This is a genomic window from Pseudoclavibacter sp. CFCC 13796 (assembly GCF_008831185.1).
Classification (GTDB): Bacteria; Actinomycetota; Actinomycetes; order Actinomycetales; family Microbacteriaceae; genus Pseudoclavibacter_A.
In genome coordinates this window covers 827,491-849,473 of sequence record NZ_WBKD01000001.1, presented here as the reverse complement: position 1 = coordinate 849,473, position 21,983 = coordinate 827,491, and the positions used below count along the sequence as shown (strand labels likewise).

The 21,983-nt window shown below is 58.6% G+C and carries 20 protein-coding genes; 9 read left to right on the top strand and 11 right to left on the bottom strand.

What is annotated here, in order from left to right; translation table 11 throughout:
• Positions 1 to 6: 6 nt before the first annotated feature.
• The 6 genes from F8O07_RS03830 (at position 7) to F8O07_RS03805 (ending at position 3,709) form a co-directional block, all read left to right on the top strand.
• Entirely contained in the window at positions 7 to 381 is a 375-nt protein-coding gene (locus tag F8O07_RS03830; RefSeq protein WP_225733160.1) for a twin-arginine translocase TatA/TatE family subunit, read from the top strand.
• The gene (gene lepB / locus F8O07_RS03825) at positions 378 to 1,064 is read left to right on the top strand and encodes a signal peptidase I (RefSeq protein ID WP_158030814.1); all 687 of its coding nucleotides are present in this window, start codon (positions 378 to 380) and stop codon (positions 1,062 to 1,064) included. Before F8O07_RS03830 ends, lepB begins: the two co-directional genes overlap by 4 nt.
• A 54-nt stretch (positions 1,065 to 1,118) precedes the next feature.
• Positions 1,119 to 1,379, top strand: a complete 261-nt coding sequence (gene tatA, locus F8O07_RS03820) for a Sec-independent protein translocase subunit TatA (protein ID WP_158030813.1) — start codon at positions 1,119 to 1,121, stop codon at positions 1,377 to 1,379.
• A gap of 14 nt (positions 1,380 to 1,393) precedes the next feature.
• The gene (gene tatC, locus F8O07_RS03815; protein ID WP_225733159.1) at positions 1,394 to 2,227 is read left to right on the top strand and encodes a twin-arginine translocase subunit TatC; all 834 of its coding nucleotides are present in this window, start codon (positions 1,394 to 1,396) and stop codon (positions 2,225 to 2,227) included.
• A 54-nt stretch (positions 2,228 to 2,281) separates the two neighbouring features.
• Positions 2,282 to 3,091, top strand: a complete 810-nt coding sequence (locus F8O07_RS03810; RefSeq protein WP_192496621.1) for a helix-turn-helix domain-containing protein — start codon at positions 2,282 to 2,284, stop codon at positions 3,089 to 3,091.
• 144 nt (positions 3,092 to 3,235) lie between these two features.
• Positions 3,236 to 3,709 (top strand): hypothetical protein, encoded by a 474-nt coding sequence (locus F8O07_RS03805; RefSeq protein WP_158030811.1) that lies wholly within the window; start codon positions 3,236 to 3,238, stop codon positions 3,707 to 3,709.
• Between the two features lie 82 nt (positions 3,710 to 3,791).
• Here F8O07_RS03805 and F8O07_RS03800 read toward each other — a convergent pair whose 3' ends face one another.
• The 3 genes from F8O07_RS03800 to F8O07_RS03790 form a co-directional block, all read right to left on the bottom strand.
• Positions 3,792 to 5,177 (bottom strand): nucleotidyltransferase family protein, encoded by a 1,386-nt coding sequence (locus tag F8O07_RS03800; protein ID WP_158030810.1) that lies wholly within the window; start codon positions 5,175 to 5,177, stop codon positions 3,792 to 3,794.
• 6 nt (positions 5,178 to 5,183) lie between these two features.
• Positions 5,184 to 5,741, bottom strand: a complete 558-nt coding sequence (locus F8O07_RS10835; RefSeq protein WP_225733248.1) for a hypothetical protein — start codon at positions 5,739 to 5,741, stop codon at positions 5,184 to 5,186.
• Positions 5,742 to 5,842: 101 nt separating this feature from the next.
• Positions 5,843 to 7,504: a polysaccharide biosynthesis tyrosine autokinase gene (locus F8O07_RS03790; protein WP_158030808.1), complete on the bottom strand. Its 1,662-nt coding sequence runs from the start codon at positions 7,502 to 7,504 to the stop codon at positions 5,843 to 5,845.
• A gap of 245 nt (positions 7,505 to 7,749) precedes the next feature.
• Between F8O07_RS03790 and F8O07_RS03785 the strand changes: the two genes are divergently transcribed.
• Genes F8O07_RS03785 through F8O07_RS03775 form a run of 3 tightly spaced genes read left to right on the top strand, consistent with a single transcriptional unit; the run spans position 7,750 to position 11,439 of the window.
• Complete coding sequence (locus F8O07_RS03785) at positions 7,750 to 8,916, top strand: nucleotide sugar dehydrogenase (protein ID WP_158031773.1); 1,167 nt, start codon at positions 7,750 to 7,752, stop codon at positions 8,914 to 8,916.
• 4 nt (positions 8,917 to 8,920) lie between these two features.
• A complete protein-coding gene (locus F8O07_RS03780) occupies positions 8,921 to 10,093 on the top strand; it encodes a glycosyltransferase (RefSeq protein WP_158030807.1) in 1,173 nt (390 codons plus the stop codon).
• A gap of 53 nt (positions 10,094 to 10,146) precedes the next feature.
• On the top strand, positions 10,147 to 11,439 hold the full coding sequence (locus tag F8O07_RS03775; protein WP_158030806.1) for a polysaccharide biosynthesis C-terminal domain-containing protein: 1,293 nt from the start codon (positions 10,147 to 10,149) through the stop codon (positions 11,437 to 11,439).
• On the opposite strand, the gene F8O07_RS03770 is transcribed toward F8O07_RS03775, so the two are convergent.
• From F8O07_RS03770 to F8O07_RS03735, 8 genes are all read right to left on the bottom strand, one after another.
• The gene (locus tag F8O07_RS03770) at positions 11,432 to 12,616 is read right to left on the bottom strand and encodes a glycosyltransferase (protein WP_158030805.1); all 1,185 of its coding nucleotides are present in this window, start codon (positions 12,614 to 12,616) and stop codon (positions 11,432 to 11,434) included. The genes F8O07_RS03775 and F8O07_RS03770 overlap by 8 nt on opposite strands.
• Positions 12,613 to 13,842 carry a hypothetical protein gene (locus F8O07_RS03765; protein WP_158030804.1) on the bottom strand — a complete coding sequence of 410 codons (1,230 nt, stop codon included), beginning with the start codon at positions 13,840 to 13,842 and terminating at the stop codon, positions 12,613 to 12,615. The genes F8O07_RS03770 and F8O07_RS03765 overlap by 4 nt, the downstream gene beginning before the upstream one ends.
• Before the next feature lie 112 nt (positions 13,843 to 13,954).
• Positions 13,955 to 15,016 carry a glycosyltransferase family 4 protein gene (locus tag F8O07_RS03760; RefSeq protein ID WP_192496620.1) on the bottom strand — a complete coding sequence of 354 codons (1,062 nt, stop codon included), beginning with the start codon at positions 15,014 to 15,016 and terminating at the stop codon, positions 13,955 to 13,957.
• Entirely contained in the window at positions 15,001 to 15,909 is a 909-nt protein-coding gene (locus F8O07_RS03755) for a glycosyltransferase (RefSeq protein WP_192496619.1), read from the bottom strand. Before F8O07_RS03755 ends, F8O07_RS03760 begins: the two co-directional genes overlap by 16 nt.
• Before the next feature lie 104 nt (positions 15,910 to 16,013).
• A complete protein-coding gene (locus F8O07_RS03750) occupies positions 16,014 to 17,138 on the bottom strand; it encodes a glycosyltransferase (RefSeq protein WP_158030801.1) in 1,125 nt (374 codons plus the stop codon).
• Positions 17,135 to 18,388, bottom strand: coding sequence for a mannose-6-phosphate isomerase, class I (manA, locus tag F8O07_RS03745; RefSeq protein ID WP_158030800.1), 1,254 nt, complete (start codon positions 18,386 to 18,388; stop codon positions 17,135 to 17,137). Before manA ends, F8O07_RS03750 begins: the two co-directional genes overlap by 4 nt.
• Entirely contained in the window at positions 18,389 to 19,876 is a 1,488-nt protein-coding gene (locus F8O07_RS03740; RefSeq protein WP_158030799.1) for a sugar transferase, read from the bottom strand.
• Between the two features lie 169 nt (positions 19,877 to 20,045).
• A complete protein-coding gene (locus F8O07_RS03735) occupies positions 20,046 to 21,974 on the bottom strand; it encodes a helix-turn-helix transcriptional regulator (RefSeq protein ID WP_158030798.1) in 1,929 nt (642 codons plus the stop codon).
• Between the last annotated feature and the right edge of the window lie 9 nt (positions 21,975 to 21,983).

Below are 21,983 nucleotides of genomic sequence, written 5' to 3'. Positions count from 1 at the left end.
ATGGGGATGACTTTCGAGAAACTATTGCTACTGGCTTTTGTAGCCGTACTGATCATGGGCCCCAAAAACCTGCCCAGATACGCTCAATGGCTCGGCGAAACTGTACGCAAGTTTCGAGCCCAGTGGCGAACCACAAAATCTGACCTCAAAGATGAACTCGGCGTCGATGGCTCGAACGTTGATTGGCGGCAGCTCGACCCTCGCCAGTACGATCCCCGGCGCATCATCCGCGAAGCACTGCGCGAGACGCCTCGCCCAGCCGCACCAGCAATCCCTTCGAAGCCGGAGCCGCCACAGGCCCGCCCATCTGCAGATACCGCCACGCCCGACGCTCAGACGACAGTTGCGCCTGCCGCTCAGCACCCCCCGGCATCCGCATGACTCGTCGTATCTTCTCGCACCCCCTCACCCACTTGATGCTCGTGCTGCTGGTGATCAGTCTGGTGCAGGCCTTTCTGGTGAAGATCGGCTCTGTTCCCAGCATCTCTATGCAGAACACGCTGCAGGTAGGCGATCGCGTACTCGTCAATCGCACGGCTTACTGGGGGTCACAGCCGCAGCATGGCGACATCGTCGTCTTCTCAGCAGACGAAACTTGGGGCGCGTCACCGACGGCAGAGCAGCCGGCTTGGAAAACCGCCGTCAAAGGGGCAGCCGGTGCGCTCGGGTACGGGCCTGGGAATGCTCACTACCTGGTGAAACGAGTCATCGGCTCTGCAGGCGACACGGTGAGCTGCTGTGATGTGCAGGGGCGGGTGACCGTCAACGATCAGCCGTTGAACGAAGCATACGTGTTCGAAGACCTGGCGTTCATCCCGGGCACACTCGACTGCCAGACGACGCCGAGATCTTCACGGTGCTTCGGGTCGGTGACCGTTCCAGAGCACAAGCTGCTGGTGCTCGGCGATCACCGGTCGCATTCCGCAGATTCAATGGCGCAGTGCCGTAGCCGTTCGCCCGACGAAGATGCCAGCGACTGTGCACGGTGGGCCGGTACAGACCAAGTCATCGGCAGAGAGTTCGCCGTCTTCTGGCCGCTGTCCCGGCTTGGCCTCACGAGTTAGCAAGCAGACGACACCATCACCGGTGCCGTTCACGATTCCGAGAAAGTAAACCATATGAAACCTTGGCAGATCATCATCATCGTCCTCGTCATCCTGCTGCTCTTCGGCGCGCCGAAGCTGCCCGGCCTGGCGAAGAGCCTCGGCCAGTCGATGCGAATCTTCCGCAAAGAGGTCAAGGGGTTCGAAGCAGACAAGGCCGCAGATTCGGCTTCGGCCGCGTCGTCTGCAGCGCAGCCGCAGGCGCAGGCCCCGCAGTCGGCTCCAGCACAGCCGCCTGCTCGGCCGGCTGAGGGCGACGCGCCCAAGAGCGCGTAGTCGGGGCGCCTCAGGTGTCTGAGAAGAAGAAGCGTCGCGACGGCACGATGTCGATCGCCCAGCATTTGGTGGAGCTGCAGAGGCGCATCATCATCTGTGCGATCGCGATCGTCGTCGCGGCGATCGGTGCATGGTTCCTGGCGCCATATGTGCTCGATGCCCTGCGTGAGCCGCTGCTGCTGGTGATGCAGAAGACCGGTCGGCAGACGCAGATCAACTACTCGGACGTGTCGAGTCCGCTGAACGTGCGCATGCACATCACGATGGTGCTGGGCATCATCATCGCCGCTCCGATCTGGCTCTACGAACTGTGGAGATTTCTCGCGCCGGGCATGCTGCGCAAAGAGAAGCTCACCGCGGTCGGCTTCGTCGGCTCGGCGATCCCGCTGTTCCTGGCCGGCTGTCTGTTTGGCTGGTGGGCGTTTCCGAACCTGGTGTCGTTCATGTCGAGCTTCGCATCGGCCGACGACGTGCAGCTGATCAGCGCCGACACCTACCTGCGGTTCGTGATGAACCTGATGCTGTTCATGGGCATCGGGTTCGTGCTGCCGCTCCTGCTCGTGCTGCTGAACTTCGTCGGCGTGATGAGCGCGAAGACGATCATCAAGGGCTGGCGCGTGGCGATCGTCGTCGCCCTCGTCTTCGCGGCGTTCATCACCCCGCCCACTGACATTCTCAGCATGTTCCTGCTCTCGAGCCCCATGCTCGGGCTCTATCTGATCGCCTGCCTCATCTCCTGGCTGCACGACCGACGCGCAGCCAGACGAGAACGAGGCCTGCTCGACGACGACTTCGCCACAGACTCGCCCCACCCAGAGAATCGCCCCAGTGAGGCCTCAGCTCGCTAGTCGGCGGTCGTCAATATGACTTTTCGCTGTGCAACTCGGCACCCGGAGACCATCATGGAGACAAATCGAAGCACAACACTCGTGTTCGGTGCGGTGACGCTCGAACGGCACCGCCTGCTGTCAAATGAAGTTCGGCGATTCGACACACCGCAAGAGATCGCAGTGATCGGCACAGCTCAGGGGCCGACCACTCTCAGATCTGCGTCAGATATATGGCAGTTGCAGCCTCGAGCTGCCGTTCTCTTGCTTGCCTGCTCAGATTTCGAGCTGAGCAGTGAGACTGGCTGCACGGCATTGATCGTTCGTGGCCCAGCCTCTCTTGCTGAAGGCCTCGATCTGCACAGGGAGGTCGAGGAGCCAGCGTTCATTCCCGAACGCAGCGCGCTTATTGGCCCGTTCAGCGCATTTGCCTCGCAGACGCTGAACAGCAACCGACGAAGCTTCACACCACTCACCTCATATTATGTCGAACGTCTTCTGCAAGAGATGTTCCAAGGCCTTCTGGCCGAGCTGACTCTGATCGAAGACATTCCCGTCGACGCCAACGACTCGTACACACGCGCAATGATCACGTTGGCGGCGAGATACTCTGATCCCAGTCTCACCTCTGCAGAGATAGCTCAGGCTGCCAACATCTCACGGCGCCAGCTTGAGCGCGAGTTCGCGAAGCACGGCACGACGATCCGCACAGAGCTGCGCAAGCTGCGTGTTCGGGAAGCCCAGAAAATGCTGGCTGATCCGGAGTACTCCATGCTGACCGTCGACCAGATTGCACGGCATCTCGGGTTCAGCAACGGTTCGAGTCTCTCGCGCGCCATGAGCGACAGCGGCCTGGGCACGCCCATCAGCCTGCGCCCGAGCTGACAACGCGACAGATGCTATACGAATCACGCCATATCAACGCCGCACCCCCGACGCAGACGCGACCAATGGATGACACTCGTAGAGGTGTTGAGCCTTCGGACTCGTCACCTTGCCTGTTTTCACGAACAATGAAAGGTCTCGAATATGACCGAGAACAATGAGAAGGCGGGCCTGAGCCGCCGTACCATCATCAAGGCTGGCGCATGGGCTGCACCTGTCGTCGCCATCGCCGCTGCAGCTCCGATGTCCGCTGCTGCTTCGACTGATCCTCTGCCTGAGGCGACCTCTATCGGTGCTACCACGACGAGCCCATTCGTCAATGAATTTGGCCGAATCGAGGTCTTCGGGCAGGACGCGACAGCCGAGGATGGCTTCTTCCCGACAGGGCAGATTTTTACCCTCACTTCCGCCGATCTCGATTTCAACGCCATCGTGACTTCGATCACCGGTGGCACGATTACTCCTTCAGGTGCCAATACCTGGATCATCACGCCCAACTCAGGTGCGAACATCGTCAAGATTCGCTTTAGTAGCCCAGTTCCCGGTTCCTACTCCGTGTCTACTTCGGGTCCCGCTACAGGCGGCCCATGGGGCGGAAACGTTTCCGCTAAGGCGTAATCTCGTAGCCTTTGGCATCATCGGGATGGGACAAGATGACTTGGTTCGCTTGTCCCACCCCGATTTCATTTCTCGTTCATAGCTACTGATCGACCGCCGGGGCACCCGAATCACATCTAACGAGACTGGCTCGGACGAACTCAACGATGATCGTCTTGACAAGATCTGCACATTCTTCAATTTGCAATCCCGCCGAGTGTGCGACCAGCTCTTGCAGCGTTGAAACCCCGATTGGCTCTACCCCAAGCAAGTGCCAAATCCCTTTAGCTGCACCACTCAACACCAGAGGCTGTGTCAGCACCAGCCCATCATTCTGCGGCAGCACGTAGATCGTGTCAGCTGATTCGACGGACAGGGCGCTCACTCGCACGACCTGAAACGGATCTCTTGGCAGCGCAAACTGTGAGGGTCTTGTGCTTGACACCGGGCCTTGCCCCCGAGGTGCACTCACCTGAATAGTTCCTTTATCAACGACAATCACAGCGTGAGGCAGGCCTGCGGGCTCAACATCGCGCCCGAACTCCGGAGCGGTAGATGCCGACGCTGCTTGCGTCGCTACTCGCTTTCTCGTTTCACCTATTCGAGGCAATCGTGCAAGGCCACGGGCCTGCGCAAGACCTCTGCCCCACCGTTCGACGTTGCCTCGCAGCGTTGAGAGCGCCCCTGCTGGCAGGTCAGGATGAGCATTGCGCAACTCCTGTCCACTGCGCCAGATAGCCCAGCGCAGCAGACGAACGCGTTCACGCCATGAGCTGCTCGGTGCATGATAGAGCACACGCGAAACTCCACCGCCTGATGCACATGACATCTGCCAGGCTCGAGCCTCTGAAGTAGAGAGATCGTTACCGGGCATCGGTAGACCTGCCTGCCTTGCGAAGGGGGCAAGCACGGTTCCCGCCCGCAAGAGATGGGCGATATGCAGGGCTTGCTGCCAGCGGTCTGCGTCTTCGGAGAAGTAGCGGATCATGCGTCGCATTTCGGCCTGCGCCCTGGGTGAGCCGTCACCGCGCAACGCGTTGACTGCGAGCAGCACAGCGTGAGCGTTGCGCGAAGGTATGGGCAGGGTGCCGTCAGCACAGTCGACGGTCTCTGCATGCTGCGCTAGGGCATCAAATGCTTGCTGCTCTGGGGCGAAGAATCCGGGAAAGTAATAGTGCACATCGATGTCACACGGCCACTGCGGATGGATCAGCGTGACTGAGTGGTACTGCAAGATGTGAAACTCGTTGTCGAGCTGAGGTCGAGCGAGCCACCCACGCGCAATGAGGGCTTGAACAAATCGGTCAAAATCGACTGGATCGACGAGAACGTCTACATCAGTTCCCCGTTCACCTTCTGGGCGAAGCCCCTGTGCTACCGCCGCAGCGCCTTTGATGAACAGCACTCGCACCCGTTCGAACCGCGCGACCTCGGCACACCACCCGGCCGCAAGCTGAACAGCGACGGCCAATGGCAGATTCTCTGACATACTCTTCTACCCCCTACCGCCTGTGTCTCTCGTGCTCTGTACTTCTCGAGACTTCTCAAGCCACCGTGCTATGGCACGCATGTCGTGATCCAGAGCATCAGCGACGCGACGGTGCACCTCGGCTGTTGCTCGGTATGGGTCGGGAACATCGAGACTTCCGGCAGATGCACTCTGCTGAGCAGTGCGAATCATCACGCTGAGGTCTGTCTCATGCTTTGCAGGTGGCTGTGACACCGCGACGCAGAAGTCTGTGAGCATCACAGTCTTTGTCGCCGCCTCTGGCCACCGGCGCACCACACGACGTCGGTGTTCACGCGTCATGACCAAGACCAAGTCGGCCTCATCAAGAGCCCCCTCATGCAGCTGCTGGGCATTATGGGTGCCTGCTGCATAGGGATACCGCTCACGTAAGATCCCGCGCATCTCTGACTCCATGGCAGCCCCGACAACGGCGTCTGTGCCGGCACTAAAGACAACTACGTCAAGGACGTGAGAATGCTGAAGCAGATCACGCAGCGCTGCTTCGGCGTATGCCGATCTACAGATATTGCCAGTGCAGACCATCATGATCGACAGCGCACGATGCCCAGAAGAAGTTGCTTGAGGCGTTCTGGCTTCTGCGAGACGGCGAAACTGATCGGCGAAGATCGACCGTCTTCCCCCGTTCATGGCCTTGTGTCGTCGCCGAGCAGTGGGCGCTTGGTCGGCGCGTGAGACGGTACGGGGTCAGCATCAGTGAAGAAGGATTCAATGCTCACTGACGTCTCTTCACGCGCGTTTCCTCGGTCGTGCCGCTGCGAGGCAGCAGGACGGCGGCGCCGAGGCCGTTCGGTCTTGCCCTTCTGCAGCACCGACGTCTTCTCGTGACCCTTCTCAGACGCCCCGTAATAGTCGCCCTGATAGTAGCCGTAGGCGCCTTTGTCGAGCCCCTTGGTCGGCACACGGTTCAACACGACGCCAAGAGTGCGCCCCTTTACGCTATCCAGGCGTTCGAGCGCTGCAGAGAGACTGTCGACACGAGTCTGCCCTGCCGCCACAACCAGCAGCGCTCCGTCGCTGCGTGCCGTGAGCACAGCCGCATCTGTGACTGGCAGCAGTGGTGGTGCATCGATGATGACTGTGGCCCCCTCTTCAGTGAACGACTTCACAAGGTCATGAAATGCGTCAGATGAGAGCAACTCGCTCGGGTTTGGCGGCACGCTGCCAGCCGGCAGCACAAAGAGTGCACGTTCATCCGACCACCGGTGCATTGCGACATCAAGAGTCGTACGCCCTGCGAGCACATCAGTTAGCCCCAGGTCACCGCTGAGGTTGAATGAGTCAGCGACAGTCGGCTTGCGCAGGTCGCCATCGATCAGCACCACGGTCGAACCGGTTTCAGAGAAGACCGCGGCCAAGTTCGCCGCCACAGTCGATTTGCCATCGCCTGGAAGCGCCGAAGTCACGACGATTGAACGCGGGGGGCGATCGACGTCAAGAAACGAGATGTTCGTGCGCAGTTCGCGGAGTGCCTCGTTGAGCTGCCGCGTCGACGCTTCAACTTTTGCTGGGTCAGCGCTGCTGCCGAAAGCTGCTGAAAGCCTGGACCGAGAATTCACGAGCGAGTTCTGGATGGGCAGAGTACCGACAATCGGTGTCTCTGTTGCCCGACGGATATCGTCGCTCGACCGGATGCGACGGTCGTATTGACGACGCACCAGCGCATACACGAGGCCAGCTACAAGACCCACCAGGGCCCCGATAGCAAGGTACAGTTTGAGGTTGGGCGAGCTTGGCGAAGTCGGCACGACGGCAGATTCGAGCGGCGTCAATGTGGCCGCCGGCTCACCCTGTGACTCTGCCCCCTTGGCGTCGGCTGAGCTGTCGGTAGCCTGCCCTGACTCCAGACGAGCGATCTGCGTGCCCATTGCCGCGATCCAGGCATTCGCAAGATCGCTGGCACCCTGGGGCGTGGATGCTTTTGCGGTAACTTTTACGGTCACGGTATTCAGAGGCACACTGACTGAGATCTGCCCGACAAGGTCTTCTGGGCTTGTTTTCAACCCAAGCTTGTCGACGACCTCCTGAGCCACTGCACGGGTCTTGCCCAAGTCGGCATAAGACTTCGCGCGACTCTTGGCGTATGAGTCGCCGGCCACTGCAGAGCCGACGCTATTGCCCCCGTCATTCGCCTGCGTCGGCGTGGTGATAAAGCCGCTCGAATCAGCAGTGTAGGTCTTCGGCTGCAGGAAGGCCGCAGTAGCCGCCACCAAGACACCTGCGACTATTCCGATGGCCAGCACGTACCAATACCTGCGGAACACCCGGATGTATTCGTCGAGTGTCACTCGAGTTCTCCCCTACGGCTCTGGCGGCATGAGTATCACTCATACCGCGATTTACTGCACCACTCTCCAGAATATCATGGTGCATCAGAATTCACATTGCCGGCGGCATTTCCCGACCCGCTGCGCATACTGGTAGCCTTGCATCTAGCGCCAGCCCGCGACTTCACCCGTGCGGACATCGCCGCACAGACAAAATCCAAGGGGGCTTCTCGGTGGGCAGTTTCGCACCTTCTGCGACAGGCAAGTTGAACATTGTTGTCGTCGGTCTCGGCTATGTAGGTCTCTCGAATGCGATTCTGCTCGCTCAGCATCATCACGTCACGGGCATCGATATCGACGCAGCAAGAGTGCACATGCTCCAAGAGCGCCAGTCGCCGATAGATGACGCAGAAGTTAGCGAGTATCTGTCGCAGCGTGATCTGGATATTGATTTCGCGCAAGATGGGACGGCTGCGTACCGTGACGCGGATTGGGTGATCATAGCAACTCCCACGAATTATGATCCCGATCGCAACTACTTCAACACTGCCTCGGTTGACAACGTGCTCAATGAAGCCTTGGAAGCAAATGCCTCGACACATATCGTGATCAAGTCGACCGTACCGGTCGGTTTCACGAAATCGAGACAAGATGTACATCCAGAATCAAGCATAATCTTCTCGCCAGAGTTTCTGCGCGAAGGTCACGCGCTCTACGACAATCTGCACCCTTCACGCATCGTTGTCGGAGATCTGGGACCGACAGGATCTGCTTTCGCGAACCTCCTGCGTCAAGGGGCTCTTGATCAAGACCCGCCAATCTTACTTACCGCTTCCACAGAGGCCGAGGCAGTCAAGCTCTTCTCGAATACATACCTCGCGTTACGTGTGGCTTACTTCAATGAGCTCGACACCTATGCCTCGTCTCGCGGCCTAGGTACACGCCGCATCATCGAAGGCGTCGGGCTCGACCCCAGAATCGGCACGCACTACAACAACCCCTCCTTCGGATACGGCGGATACTGCCTTCCCAAAGACACCAAACAGCTTTTGGCTAACTACTCAGACGTGCCTCAGAGTCTGATATCCGCCATCGTGGCCGCCAACCAGACACGCAAGGACTTCATCGCCGAAGACATTCTGCGACGCAAGCCTCACGTCATCGGGATTTATCGCCTGGTCATGAAGGAAGGTTCTGACAACTTTCGTGAGTCCGCGGTTCAAGGTGTCATGAAGCGTCTCAAGGCCAAGGGCCTGGAAGTCATTGTCTACGAACCGACTTTGACAGACGAATCGTTCTTCGGTTCTGAGGTGTCGAAGAGTCTCGAGGAGTTCAAACGCCGTTCGGACGTCATCGTAGCGAACCGAATCACCTCTGCGCTGGCAGACGTAGCTGATCGGGTCTACACGCGAGACATCTACGGAAGAGACTGAAGTAATGCAGAGCAACACCTCCGCTGTAGACAGGGGAGATCGTCCCAAGGTTTTCATCTACAAGACGGATCTCTTGCCCTTGTCTGAAACTTTCATCAGGGATCAAGGTGACGCTCTACGAGATTTCGACCCCCGCTATGTAGGGCTCTTCAAGACGACATCGCATCCTTCGTTGTCTCGCATGACTGATACGGTGTTCTACCCTCGAACCCCGTTTCACCGAATTCAGGCAAAAGTGAGTATGCACACAGGTCGCGTCCAAGCGCTCTCGCGACTCATTCGAACACCGTCAACGCGACCCGCTCTCGTTCACGCTCATTTCCTCCAAAGTGCAATGCAGATTCGCATTTCTCTCGCTGCGCAGAAGATCCCACTCGTCGTCACATTGCACGGACAAGACGTAACTTCATACCCGGATTCACCCTCGCGACTCGGCTCGTTCGGCGTGCGACTTCGTCACACAGCAATTCGCGACACCCTGGATCAAGCCTCCCTTATCATTGCAGTCTCAGAGTTCATCAGAGAGAAAGCAATCGCGCTCGGGGCACCATCTGAAAAGGTCATCGTGCATCACATCGGTACACGAATCCAAGCGATTCAACCTTCTCAGCCGAAGAAGTACGATGTGCTGTTTGTCGGCAGGCTCGTGGAAAAGAAGGGAGTCGCAACCCTCATCGATGCCCTGAGCACTGTTTCAAAACAAATGCCTGTCCACGCCGCAATCATTGGCGATGGCCCTTTGCGTACTGAGCTGCAGCGTCGGGCAACCCTTTCCACAGCGCAAATTGACTTTCTCGGGTCACAAAGCCACGAGTCTGTCGGCGAACTACTCCTGCAATCACGCTTGTTCTGCCTTCCCTCCCAGACCGCGGCAAATGGAGATTCCGAAGGATTGCCCATGGTTCTTCTGGAAGCGATGGGTGCCAGACTGCCCATTGTCTCAACCAGGCACTCAGGCATTCCCGAGGCAGTCATATCCCGTGAAACCGGACTTCTGTCGGCTGAGGCCGACAGCTCCGGTCTTGCCGCAGATATCCTCACAATACTCAGCGACAGTCGTTTAGCTTCAGAGTACGGTTTACGGGGGAGAGAACGTTTAGAGACATCGTTTAGTCTGTCTACCCAGACAAGGTTGCTGGAAGAACACTATCGCGCCGTATTGGCGGGAGTCTACTGAGTGACAGTCTTCACTAGTGCGCTTCTTTCAGCTACAGCACGCAAGGGCCTTTGATGTCTTCCATCCGCAGAAGCATCGCCTTTAGCACCGCCGCGTCTCTTGTCGCACCGATCGGGAGCCTGGCAGTACAGCCCATGCTCGCGCTCGGTCTTGGAGTCACAGGGCGAGGCGAGGTAGCAGCGGCGTTAGCGCCGCTCCTGCTTGCCAATGCCGCGGCCACCTTTGGAATTCCGGAGTCTCTGACCTACTCAGTCGCTCGGTTCAAGATTCTAGAGAAGCGGCTCGTCGTCTGGGCGACAAGTGCGCTGCTTGGGTCAGGACTCCTGGTCACTGGATTGGTGGCTATCTCTGCCGAGTTCCTGGCTGGTGGGGATGCTTTTCTTGCGTTTCTGATCTCGATGACATCCCTGTGGATCGCGCCGTCACTGATCCTCGCAGGCCTGCGAGGTATCGCAAGCGGCCGCATGGCTTGGGAACGCGTGTTCTACGAGAAGCTCGGCACAAGTATCGTCCGTCTGCTCGGTATCGGTTTTCTGCTACTCTCGTCACACCTGTCGGTCAGAACTGCCACCTTGGTCATGGCAGGCGCCTTGGTGGTGCCCGCACTCATCTATGTTCTTCCCTATAGCAAGACAAAAGCCAGCCCTTCCGCAAGCAGCCAGACACCTCCAACCATCAGCGCTCTCTGCTCATATGCGGCTCGTGTTTGGATCGGCTCGCTGGCCGGCATCCTCTTGATGAGGCTTGACCAGCTCTTGATGACACCTCTGTCGTCTGTCCGTGAACTCGGGCTCTACACTGTCGCGGCAAGCATCAGCGAGGTTGCCTTGTTCTTCAATGGCGCCGTGACGGGTGTCGTGTTCGCATCTGAAGCAGACAAGGCCGATCCCAAACGGGTGGCTCGCATCTCCCGAATATCCACCGTTGTGACCACACTCACCAGTGTGGTCATCGGCGCAAATATCTGCTGGGCTTTGCCGCTGTTCTTCGGGGTAGACTTCGCCGATGCGATCCCGTCTACGTTGATTTTGCTTCTTGCAGTGGTCCTCGGAAACCCGGGGTCAGTCGCTGGAGCCTCTCTATCCGGCCTCGGCCACCCAGGTTTGCGAAGCACCGCAATCACCTTCGGACTCATTGCCAACACGACGCTGCTCATCTGCCTCGTTCCGACGTTGGGCAGTGTCGGTGCTGCTTTGGCCACCTTGGCAGGAAATGTTCTCGCCGGAAATCTGAACATCGTCTTCAACAGGAAACTCACCGGGACACCACTGCACGCGTTCTATGCTTTTAGACTCTCAGATTTTCAGTCCATGTTCAGCATGATCCGTCGTAGGCATCTCAGCTAGCGTCTGAGCCGCGCTCGGCCGCCAGAACTCTGTCGTATAGCTTGGAGTACCGATCGACAGGTGTATCCACTGGAGGATGACGTGAAGTGGATGAGTACCATTCCTGCCGTGCCGCTCGCGACATCGCCTGCGCCCAAGCATCTGGAGAGGTATAGTCATGAACCGGGCTCGAGTCACCTCCGTAGAGTGACGCCACCTCTGGTAGGCCGCCCGCTTCCGAGTAGATGAGCCCAGAACCGGACATGAGAGCCTCAGCTGCGACCCGGCCGAAAGGTTCCTGCCACTGTGATGGTACGAGGGCGATGTCCACGCTCGGGTAGTATTCCTGCGGAAGAACGGGGCCGGCGAAAGTGATGGCACCGGCTTCTACCTCAGACTGGAAGCGCCGCTGAAGATGCTCAATGTAGTTCGTTTCACCGCCACCAGCGACAATAAAGTGGGCGCCCTCGATGTTCGCCATTTTGAAGGCTTCCAAGACGACCTCGATGCCCTTGTCTTTCGACACGCGCCCTATGAAGCCGAAACGAACGGAGCCATCCTGTCTGTGATCTGACAGAGGAATAGAATCTGGGCGGTTATACACCGTAACATTTCGCCCCAACCGTCCGGATACGCCAGCAGCTTCCATTCTCTTTGAGACGTAGTCGCTGACGCCGACAACCAGACTCGGCGCGAAAGTCTTCAGCCGGTACACGCCTTTCAAGATCCGGTTCGCTACTTCACGTCCAGACCTGTCCTCCCCGTTGCGTTGCCCCAGTGCAGATGTGCAAATGAGAGAGTAGTCTCGGCACGTCTGAATGGACGGGATCTTGCGAGCAGAAGCCCATGCAGCGATACCGAATCCCGACAGGTTGTTGAAATGAACAATGTCGGGGTCAAGCTCTCGAAAGAGAGCGCGAAGTCTCATGAAGCTACCCAATCGAACGAGCTCAGTGGCATGCCAGAGAGCCTTCCAGACTGCTGAAGCACTCCCCCTCGTGACGTAATCAAGCCGTCGTCGGAATAAGCGCTTAATCTTGACCGCTCCTTCATCGTCTTCAGCGCGCCAACTACCCAAACAGATCACGGACACCGAGTGGCCGCGCTCAGCCAGTCCCTGAGCCAGTTCTCCAACCGATCGTTCTGCGCCGCCCAACAGGTCGGGAGAGTAGGCAGTATTGACAATGACTACTCTCATCGCCGCCGCCGCCTCGGTCTAGTCGTGGTGTTTTCTGTTTCAATCTTAAGCTTGTCCGTGTTGGCCAACGACCGCGATCTCAGCTCTACTTCACGATGACAGCGGTGAACAACCGAGTAGACGAGCAAGGCAAATCCCATTGCAGAAGAGTACTCCCAAAACTCGACAAACAAACATGCCACGAGGGCAGCACAAAAGACAAGCCCGCAGTACATGTCCGCAGACCGGAGAGACCGCCATGCAACGTTCACCCCCCAGATGAGCAGCAGAAGAATGAGCACCAGCCCTGGCACCCCGAACTGCACCCAAATACTCAAGAAGTAATTGTCTGTCACGATCCTCGCAACTGATGCCGTACCACCGGATGCCGCACCAGCGGCGCCGATACCGCTGCCGAAGAACCCCGAGTCTGCCTCGAGAAGCTGCCCCCATGTTTCTTGTCGGCTGGTCAGGCTTTCAGCGTTGTCGAATCCCAAACGGCCAACCAACTGATAGATTCCCAGAATACCCGCTCCAGCAAGTATGGCCAGCGCCGGACGCTTGTACAGCATCGCTATGAGAGCAAGTGCAAGGGCAACGACCAAGAGAATGAGGCCAGTACGGTAGACAGAGAGAAAAAGGCAGGCAATACCTGCAGCTGACGCAAAGACCGCCCATACGCGGCCCAGCTTCGACTGCTCATTTCTGATCCACCAGAGGAGGCACAGTGCGGTGAACACTCCCGCGAACGACCCGAGATCGTAGTTCGTCAATGCCAGACCGGGCGCACGGAGCGTTTCGCCCTCATACGTCCGCACAGTCGTACCATAGGTGAGCCCTGCGTCGATCAGGTAGTCAACACCCCGGGATACCTCAATTGTGGCAGCGATTGCGCTCCCGACGATGACAAGGCTCAGCACTCGCATAACGATCCGAAGATCTGATTCCGCGAGGGCAAAGCCTCCAATGCCAATGAGCAAGGGCAGTGCAAGAATACGCAGCCCCTGCATCACTTGCAGCGTCGGAAGGTTTGCCAAGCCTACGATGAGTCCGAGCATGATGATCAAAGTGGCTGCTACCCATGCCAGAACGGCACCTCCGCCGACTCGAGGAATCCCCCTAGTCATACCGATGAGAGCGGCGATGAGCGCACATAGAGTAACCAGGAGGGTGAGCATGCCGCTGTCAACGCCCGCGAGGCCAGCGATGAGGCCGATTTGAGGCAGACCGATGGCAAAAACGATCAAGGCTGTCGCGCTTCGCCGAGGCCACGCACCTTGCCGCTCACCCCCAGCCGAGACCTTGCTGTCTCGGGTCTGCCTCCCCCCTGGGTTCAGAGAGCGATATCCCAAGTCAGCATCAGTCATTTTTGGCCCCCAGAGAGGCACCAATGCGTTCGACAGCTCTGACGACCACACGAGCAGACTCATCCCAAGAGAATCGCTGCGCGTTCTTGACGCTCACTCGTCGCGCTTCTTGCCGCTCAGCCGCTCCCATGCAATCTACTCGGTCAACGGCTTCCATGAGCAAACGACTGTTTGTGGGTGGGAAGAATGTGGCACTGGAGGCGAGTACTTCACGGTACACCGGGATATCTGATGCAATGACAGGTGTCCCACACGCCTGCGCCTCGATAACAGGCAGACCAAAACCCTCGTAGAATGAGGGCGAGATGACTGCCTGTGCCGATCGATATTGGTGAACGAGTTCATCGTCCGTCAAACGTCCTAGAAACACGGCATTCGCGAGTCCGTGAAAGTGATCGCCAGCATTGCCTCCCACGAGGAGGAGGCGCTTATCCGGTGTTTCGGCAAACGCTTCAGCAAGAACCTGCATGTTCTTGTTCTCGCCAGCGTTGTATATCGCCAGAAAGTCCTTTCCGACTGGATCGTCCCCCTTGGTAAACTGCGGTGCCGCTGCGTTATAGACAACTGAGAACTTGTCCGCAGACACTCGATAACGGTCACGAATCTCTGAAGCGGAGAACTGGCTGACGGTCAAAACCGACAGACTCGTCTTGAGCATGTGCGGCACAAAAGTGCGCAAGAAGACGCGCATCGGAAGTGAATACCCTTCTGGATACTTCAAGTACGTCACATCATGAAGCGTCGAGATCTTTTTCGAGCACAGGAATGGAGCACTGTTTGCGAGTGACAGCAGTATCGCACGGTGTCGGTTGACATAACGTCCGAGTTCCAGATGCTCCCAGAGATGGCCTTGGAAGCGACCAAACTGTCGGATCGGCACACCGCCGATTTCCTTCTTCCGGAGGGCTCCCTCCGGAGCCACCAGAGTCAAGTCAAGCCCGAATGCTGCAAGACGCTCGACAATGTTCTCCGCGAACCGCTGGACTCCAGTGAGATCCTGCCTCATGAACCGGCAGTTCACGACCACACGAGGTTGTCTCATGGTCTGCTCCACTCTCTGAGTCGCGAGATTGTGTATTCGTACCATTCACCGCTGCGCTCGGCAATCATCCGTTGGCCCCGAAGAACTCTCCGAGCAAAATCCTCTGGGGACAATCGCGCTGCGCGAAGTGCGGCATCAGCCATTTCATTGGGATCACCGGTCACCGTCGTGACATGGCTCGTGAGTTCAGGCGACAAATATGGCAGAACGCCCACACGACTCGTAATCACGAATGCACCTCGTAGAATTGCCTCCTGTGCCGCGAGACAGGTCGTTTCCCCAGCAATTGACGGTACGAGGAACAGATCTCCGGGATTGATCCACGAGGCGCTCCGTGGACTACGCTCAAGCCAAGGCGACAAGCTGCTTCGAAGATGAGAGACATACTTAACATGATCTTGTAGGGCCGTACCCAGGGCCACTCGACAGGTCAAACCAGCCGCTTCCAACCGAGGATAGATTCTTGCGAGAAGATCCAATCCTTTGGAAGGATCTGGCCGCGCAAATGACTTCACTTCACCAGTAAACGCGCTGGCGCCGTCCGTCTTCTCGCTGTCGTTACTCACCGGTGCCAGCCACGGCGGTATTATCGCGTTCTTACATAGGCGTGCGAGCCCCGGTTCAACGGCAATTGCGAAGTCAAACTGCCGGAGGAAGAGTTTTGTCGCCACAGTTTTGGCCGGAGTTTCCGGGTAATTATGCATGATTGCCACACTGATTATCTGATGTCCTCGCCTCCGCAGTTTTCTCACTTCCAAGAGATCAGCTGGGTAACCACGAGTCACAGTCGAGACAAAGACAATGGGTTGACTCACGTCCTCAGTGATCGGCAGGAGTCCAGCCACGTCATCCGCCGCTCGAACCTCCTCTGGAACAGCAATCTGCTCGCGTCCTTCGGCAGGCATAGCGAGTCTGATGTCATGGAGCTGCGCAGCAGATCTGCGGAGGAGCTCCTCCAGAACGACCTGTCCGCCACCCCTTCGAGTCATGGGATCCGAAAAGATGATCATCAGCTTTGAGACCCTTCAATGAACAATTGGAGTCGCCGCTCAAAGGTTGTCACTGCCTGGGCAACGGCAGTCTTGAGAAACCTTCCGGCGACTGGCCGCACACTCATCGCCGTGACAACTGCCTCGGTGATCGCGGCTTGACTATCCTCCTGTGCGGAGATTCCTGTCTCTCCTTCAGTCAACGTTTCAACCGAGCCACCGATATTTGTGGTCACGACTGGTGTTCCCACAGCCTGTGCTTCAACCGGCATGATGCCGAAGTCTTCGATCGCTGGAAATACGAAGACGCGCGCCGCCTGGTACAAAGCGTAGAGCATCGCTGTTGAAGGCTGAATGATGAAAGTGATTGGAACGCGCATATCCTCGGCGAGCCCCCGCAGATGCTGCTCCTCGGGTCCGCTGCCAGCGATGACTACAGGAACATCAACTGCACTTCCAGCGCGAATCACCCAGTCCAGTCGTTTGTACGGCACGAACCGTGACGCACCGAGAATGAAGTCAGCTGACAGGCTGTCGAGGATGCTCTGCTCGTCATCATTCAGCTTGGTGCGCCAGTCGCTCACACCCTGAATTCGTTCGACGTCAACTGGTGGGTAGATGACATCCGCGTCACGTTGCCACGTCGCACGAATGCGATCACGAACGAATCTGCTGTTCGCAGCGATCTTCACTGGCTCCTGCGCTCGCTTTCGATCGAGCGGCTTGAGAAGAGCCGCTGCTGCTTTCACCGCGGGGGAACTCCCCCGGCCGTCGAGCTCAGGAGTCCAGATATAGCGCGCCGGGGTGTGCGCATAGACGTATTTCGGAATGTCTCGGTCGAGGCCGCGAGGCCGCACATGGTGGGCGAACAGGTGCGAACTGACCAGCATCCAGTCATGCTGTCGATGATGCGCATATGGTCGCACGCTTCGCCACGTCGCCGGCAGCACGGGTAATGCCGCAGCCTTGTGCCTGCGCAGCGGTGTGCGCGCCAGCCATGTCTGTTGCGCATCCGGGTACTTCTCTGGCGCGTCGTTCCACAGTGCTAAAAGGTCAGCATCGGGAAAGGCCTCACGCATGGCGTCGACGACTTTTTCTGCCCCGCCGCGTGGCTCAAGCCATTCATGAACGATCAGGCCGCTCACAGTTCAGGATCCGTCACACCCGCGAGAATCACAGTTCCTTGTCGCCCTGAAGGTGCAGTGAAGCGAAGCTCCTGCGCATTCGTCAGCAGTGCCGCCTGGCCTGTCGACAGAGTCTGACGTTTCCCATCCATATCGCTGACCTCCAGCGTCCCGTCAATCACGAAAGCGATGTCTCCTTGGTAGAACGGCAACTGGAGCTGTTCCTCGTTCTCCGCTGAAGCATGAGCGAGACGAAGACCTGCTCCGGCAGCGTGGAAGACCGTCATGGGCCCTTTGTGATACTCAAAGAGGTGCCGAGGTGCACGCGGTTCTGGATCGATGACCTGCAGCAACTCGTCGATATCGACATGCTTATGGGTGAGGCCTGCACGCAAGACGTTGTCGCTTGGCCCCATGAGTTCAATCCCAGAGCCTTCAATGTAGAAGTGCGGAATGCGCGGTTCCAAGAAGATCGCCTGGCCGCGGGCAAGGAGTTCATGACGCAGCAACAGGCTCACGGCAATGCCCCGGTCCGAAGGAAACGCCGCATCGAGTTTGACGGCCAGCGTATCCCGTTCAACGCCGAAGACTGGGAGTTCTGCACGCAGACGACGGACGATGGCCTCGGTCAGCAAAGATCCCCTGACTCCGCCATCAGCTAAGAGCCAGTTGAGTGCCTCACTGATATCGCTTTGACTTTCAAGAGATTCAGCAAAGGACTGCCAGAGACGATGCTCGGCGTCATCATTCTCGACATTTCGTTGCGCACGACGAACATCGATCAAGATTTCGTCTATCGGACGCACACCTGCGCACAGTTCGAAGGTGTCAGAGAGCACGAAAAGCATCTCGGGTTTCGCGTTCGGGTCTCGATAGTTTCGGTCGGAGGCGTCGAATGACAGCCCAGCGAGATTGTCCCGGTCGAAGCCTGCTTTCGCCTGCTCCTGATCAGGGTGCACCTGCAAACTGAGCGGTTTGTCTACAGCAAGCAGCTTGAGCAAGAACCCGAGACGAGGTTCTCGCCCTTCTGCTCTGAGCGCATCAGAGAGCTGCATCCCAGCAGCGTTGCCACGAGAGACCACCGATTGCCACGTTGGGTGTGTGCCCAGCCACAGTTCGGCTTCGGGAGTCTCAGGATCAGTCGCTGGAAAGACCCCGTCATTAGGTCGTTCAGTCTGGTAAGCGCGTGAGATAGTGCCGCGGAGAGCACGAATGCCTCCGGGTTTTCCCCAGTCATAGGCTCTGGGCTCGTTGTCGATGATCAGCGACATTCAGTACGCCCCCTCTGACTTCATGACTGCTTTGAACGTACGGAACAGAATCTGCAGATCACCAAAGAAAGACCAGTTCTCAACATAATAGAGGTCAAGCCGAATGGCCTCTTCCCAGTCAAGATCAGAGCGGCCACTGACTTGCCAGAGCCCTGTAACCCCCGGCCTGACATTCAGACGGCGGGCTGCGCCACGATCGTAGAGAGCGACTTCCGCGTCAACTTGCGGCCGTGGCCCGACAAGACTCATGTCGCCCTTGAACACATTGACAAGTTGCGGAAGCTCGTCAATCGATGTCTTGCGAATGAAGTGACCAAGTCTCGTAATCCTTGGATCGTTCTCAATCTTGAAAAGAGGCCGGTCTTCTTTGCCCTGCTCTTCAAGGAGTTTCTTCAGCTCGGTGTCAGCGTTCACTCTCATCGAGCGAAACTTCCACATCCGAAAGTGTTTTCCGCGTCGACCGACTCGAGTGTGCTTGAAAAAAACCGGCCCTCCATCTTGCGATTTGACGCACACGGCGATCATCAGGAAGAGCGGGGAAAGGACGACGAGGCCAATCCCTGATGCCACGATGTCGAACGCGCGTTTCAGCAGCTGCGTGCGCCCGTCGAATCGGGGGGTCTCGACGTGCACCAGCGACATATTGGCCATAGGGCGCATATGAATGCGCGGCCCGGCGACGTCGATCAGGCTCGGAGCCAAGGCAAGATGGCGCCGATTGGTCTCGAGCCCCCAGCTGATTCGGCGCACACGGGTCGGTGTGAGATGCCGTGATGCGGTGACCACGACCGTGTCGACGTCCAATCTGTCGGCCACTTTCAAACAATCGTCGAGAGCACCCAGTACCGGCACATTCGTGCCTTCGAGGTTGCTGCCCTCGACCTTGTTCGCGACGCAGCAGCCGACCACGCGAAGGCCCGCGTCTGGCGTCGACGCGATCTCGCGGGCGATCGCAGCCGCTGTACTGGAGCCCCCGACGATCAACGCCGATGCCACGAAACTGCCCTGACGTCGCCGGCGGCTCAGCCACTTGCGCCACAGCCAGTGGCTGGCGAGCAGCAGCAGCATGCCGACCGGCAGAGCGACCAGAAAGTAGCCGCGCGACACCTGCAGACGAACCAGGTAGCTCAACACTGCGACGCCACCGAAGAGCAGCATCGTGGCACCGAGCACGTTGCGGTACTCTTCGGTGCCTGTGCCGAGATACCGTGGGTCATACACGTGATAGGCCGAGAGCAGCAGCACCCAGAGCACACCCCAGGCGATGGTGAGCGGCAGATAGCTCAGCTGCAGCTGCTCAAGCCACTGTCCGGTGCTCACATCGGGGTCATCGGCGCCGAACCGCAGCAGATGTGCCGTGCACATGGCGATGATGATTGCGATCAGGTCGGTGAGAAAGAGCCGCTGAATAAACGGCTGCAGAATCTCTGCGCGATGCGCGCTCGCGGCTCGTGCCTGTGCCTGCCAAACTTGGGGAATAGTGCTCATGAATGCGTGCCGACTCTCTGATCGGCCGCATGGTGATCACAAGTCGTTGGTGTGCTGTCGGTCTTCGACGACAATTTCAATCCCCCTTGCCTGGGCCCACCCCAAGCCAACAGTCTCAGAGTCTATCGCACGCCGGCAGACGAGTCACCGGTTTGCCTCACGAAGACGGTCAGGGCACCAGGGTTCGTCGCGCAGCGGCCTTGACGGCTTCTTGCCGTGTGTGCACGCCGAGGGCCCGGTAGAGCCGCCTGATGTTGGTCTTCACCGTGTTCACCGAGATGTGCGACAGCTCTGCGATCTGCGTGTTCGACAGCCCCGCGACGAGGTGAGCGAGAAGTCGCTGCAACGTCGGGGACAGTTTCACCACAGGCTTGGCATCAGGCACCAGTGCAGGCGGCTGCGAGACCCCACAGCGAGCATAGACCGGTGCGATGAGATTGCCGGGCACGACGGCAAGCGACCGAGCGCTGCCCTGCATGTCTGCAATGGCCACCGCCTCGCGCAGCAGCCGATCGGCCAGATGCGTCTTGCCCAGCTCGTTTGCGGCACAGGCTCGCAATGCGATCGCCTCGCACCTCACCAAAGGCCCGACCTCGTCATCGTCGCACAGCGCGGCAGCAGCGGCCTCGGCCGCGGCAAAATCGCCACCATAGAGTGCCAAGCGTGCCCGGGTCGGCAACGCGACGAAGCAATCGCTGTCGTACAGCGAATCGAGCTGCGCCGTGGCCTCGCTCAGCCGCTCTTGCGAGATGAGCGTCTCCGCTCTGCAGATCGTGACGAGTCGAGCAGGGTATTCCGCTGGCCCAGGCACCTGCTCGTGCACTTGGGCGAGCCGCTGAGCCACCAGACTGGGCACACCGAGCACCTGAGCACCTCGTCGATGGGCCAACAGCACGAACGGCCACAGCTCATCAGACCAGAACTCTGGTGCCATCGTCGCATCGATAAGACGCCGCACGTCAATGACCTCAAGCCGCTCGGCGGCGATGAGCAGCGAAGCCGTCAGTTCGCCGCAGCGAACCATGATGCCCAGACGCCCCCTGGGCTCGGGCAGCGTGCGCAGCAGATGGAGGTGCTCTTCAGCAGCCATCACGTCGCCCTGCAGCACTTTGGTGAGTGCGAGTTTCGAGATGATGTCGCGCAGCAGATAGCGGTCGTGCGACTGCTCGGCATCTGCTCGCCCTCGTTCGAAGTCGACTGCGGCCACAGCGAGGTCTCCGGCGAGCAGCGCTGAGATTCCGGTGTGCAACAAGATCATGCCGATATCACGCGATCGCAAGCCGCGAGCTGCACGATTGCTCTCACGAAAACGTCGCTGCAGGCGAAGCAGCAGCACACGGCTCAGATCGGTCACATCTCTCGATTGCCCTTTCGTCAGCTGGGCAAGGCCATCGACACCGGGATCGCCTGGCCTGCCCCCGAGACCAGGCGTCGGAACCGTCAACATCGACTGGCAGAAGAGCAAGTCTGGCAGGCTCTGCATCTTCTGCCGCGGCAGACTGTTCAACGCCGCGAGTGTCATCTGGGGCACCAGGCTGCTCAGCTCATACAGGTTGGTCTGCAGCACGGCGATCATGCCTTCAACGTCGTGCAACTCGACCGCCTGCCGCAACCGCACCTCGGCGCTCTGGCCGGTGTCAGTCAGCACCTCGCGCAGCAGCTGTGCGGTATGTTGATGCAATTTGGGATGGCCTGCTTCGGCCTGTCGGCGCAGAACGCGACGAAAGACATCAGGCACCTGCCCGATCACCGTCGGGTCATCAGGTACGGGCAGAACCAGGCCGAACGCGGCCAGCTCGTGCACCAGAGCCCGCAGATCGGTCTCTCGCAAGAGCCTGCTCACAACTTGATGCGTCAGAACGACCGGCATGGCCAGAACTGCGAGGCCGTCGTATGCGCGCTCACGCAGATGCAGCGACGAGATGTAGCCGAGGGCGGCGTCTTCCAGGGTGCCTGCCGTCGTGACAGCACCGAGCTTCATCTGCACCAAGTCGTCAAACAGCCCGACGTCACGCATGATCGAGTCTGCACGCTTGGAATCGCCATCGACCAGATCGAGCAGTTCATCGCGAGTCAGCATTCTGCTCTGGGGGTTCATCGCTTCCCC

Coding starts and splice junctions, on each gene's coding strand:
- F8O07_RS03830 (WP_225733160.1), top strand. CDS start 7: ATGACTTTCGAGAAACTATTGCTACTGGCTTTTGTAGCCGTACTGATC.
- lepB (WP_158030814.1), top strand. CDS start 378: ATGACTCGTCGTATCTTCTCGCACCCCCTCACCCACTTGATGCTCGTG.
- tatA (WP_158030813.1), top strand. CDS start 1,119: ATGAAACCTTGGCAGATCATCATCATCGTCCTCGTCATCCTGCTGCTC.
- F8O07_RS03810 (WP_192496621.1), top strand. CDS start 2,282: ATGGAGACAAATCGAAGCACAACACTCGTGTTCGGTGCGGTGACGCTC.
- F8O07_RS03805 (WP_158030811.1), top strand. CDS start 3,236: ATGACCGAGAACAATGAGAAGGCGGGCCTGAGCCGCCGTACCATCATC.
- F8O07_RS03800 (WP_158030810.1), bottom strand. CDS start 5,177: ATGTCAGAGAATCTGCCATTGGCCGTCGCTGTTCAGCTTGCGGCCGGG.
- F8O07_RS10835 (WP_225733248.1), bottom strand. CDS start 5,741: ATGGTCTGCACTGGCAATATCTGTAGATCGGCATACGCCGAAGCAGCG.
- F8O07_RS03780 (WP_158030807.1), top strand. CDS start 8,921: ATGCAGAGCAACACCTCCGCTGTAGACAGGGGAGATCGTCCCAAGGTT.
- F8O07_RS03775 (WP_158030806.1), top strand. CDS start 10,147: ATGTCTTCCATCCGCAGAAGCATCGCCTTTAGCACCGCCGCGTCTCTT.
- F8O07_RS03770 (WP_158030805.1), bottom strand. CDS start 12,616: ATGAGAGTAGTCATTGTCAATACTGCCTACTCTCCCGACCTGTTGGGC.
- F8O07_RS03755 (WP_192496619.1), bottom strand. CDS start 15,909: ATGCCTGCCGAAGGACGCGAGCAGATTGCTGTTCCAGAGGAGGTTCGA.
- manA (WP_158030800.1), bottom strand. CDS start 18,388: ATGTCGCTGATCATCGACAACGAGCCCAGAGCCTATGACTGGGGAAAA.
- F8O07_RS03740 (WP_158030799.1), bottom strand. CDS start 19,876: ATGAGCACTATTCCCCAAGTTTGGCAGGCACAGGCACGAGCCGCGAGC.
- F8O07_RS03735 (WP_158030798.1), bottom strand. CDS start 21,974: ATGAACCCCCAGAGCAGAATGCTGACTCGCGATGAACTGCTCGATCTG.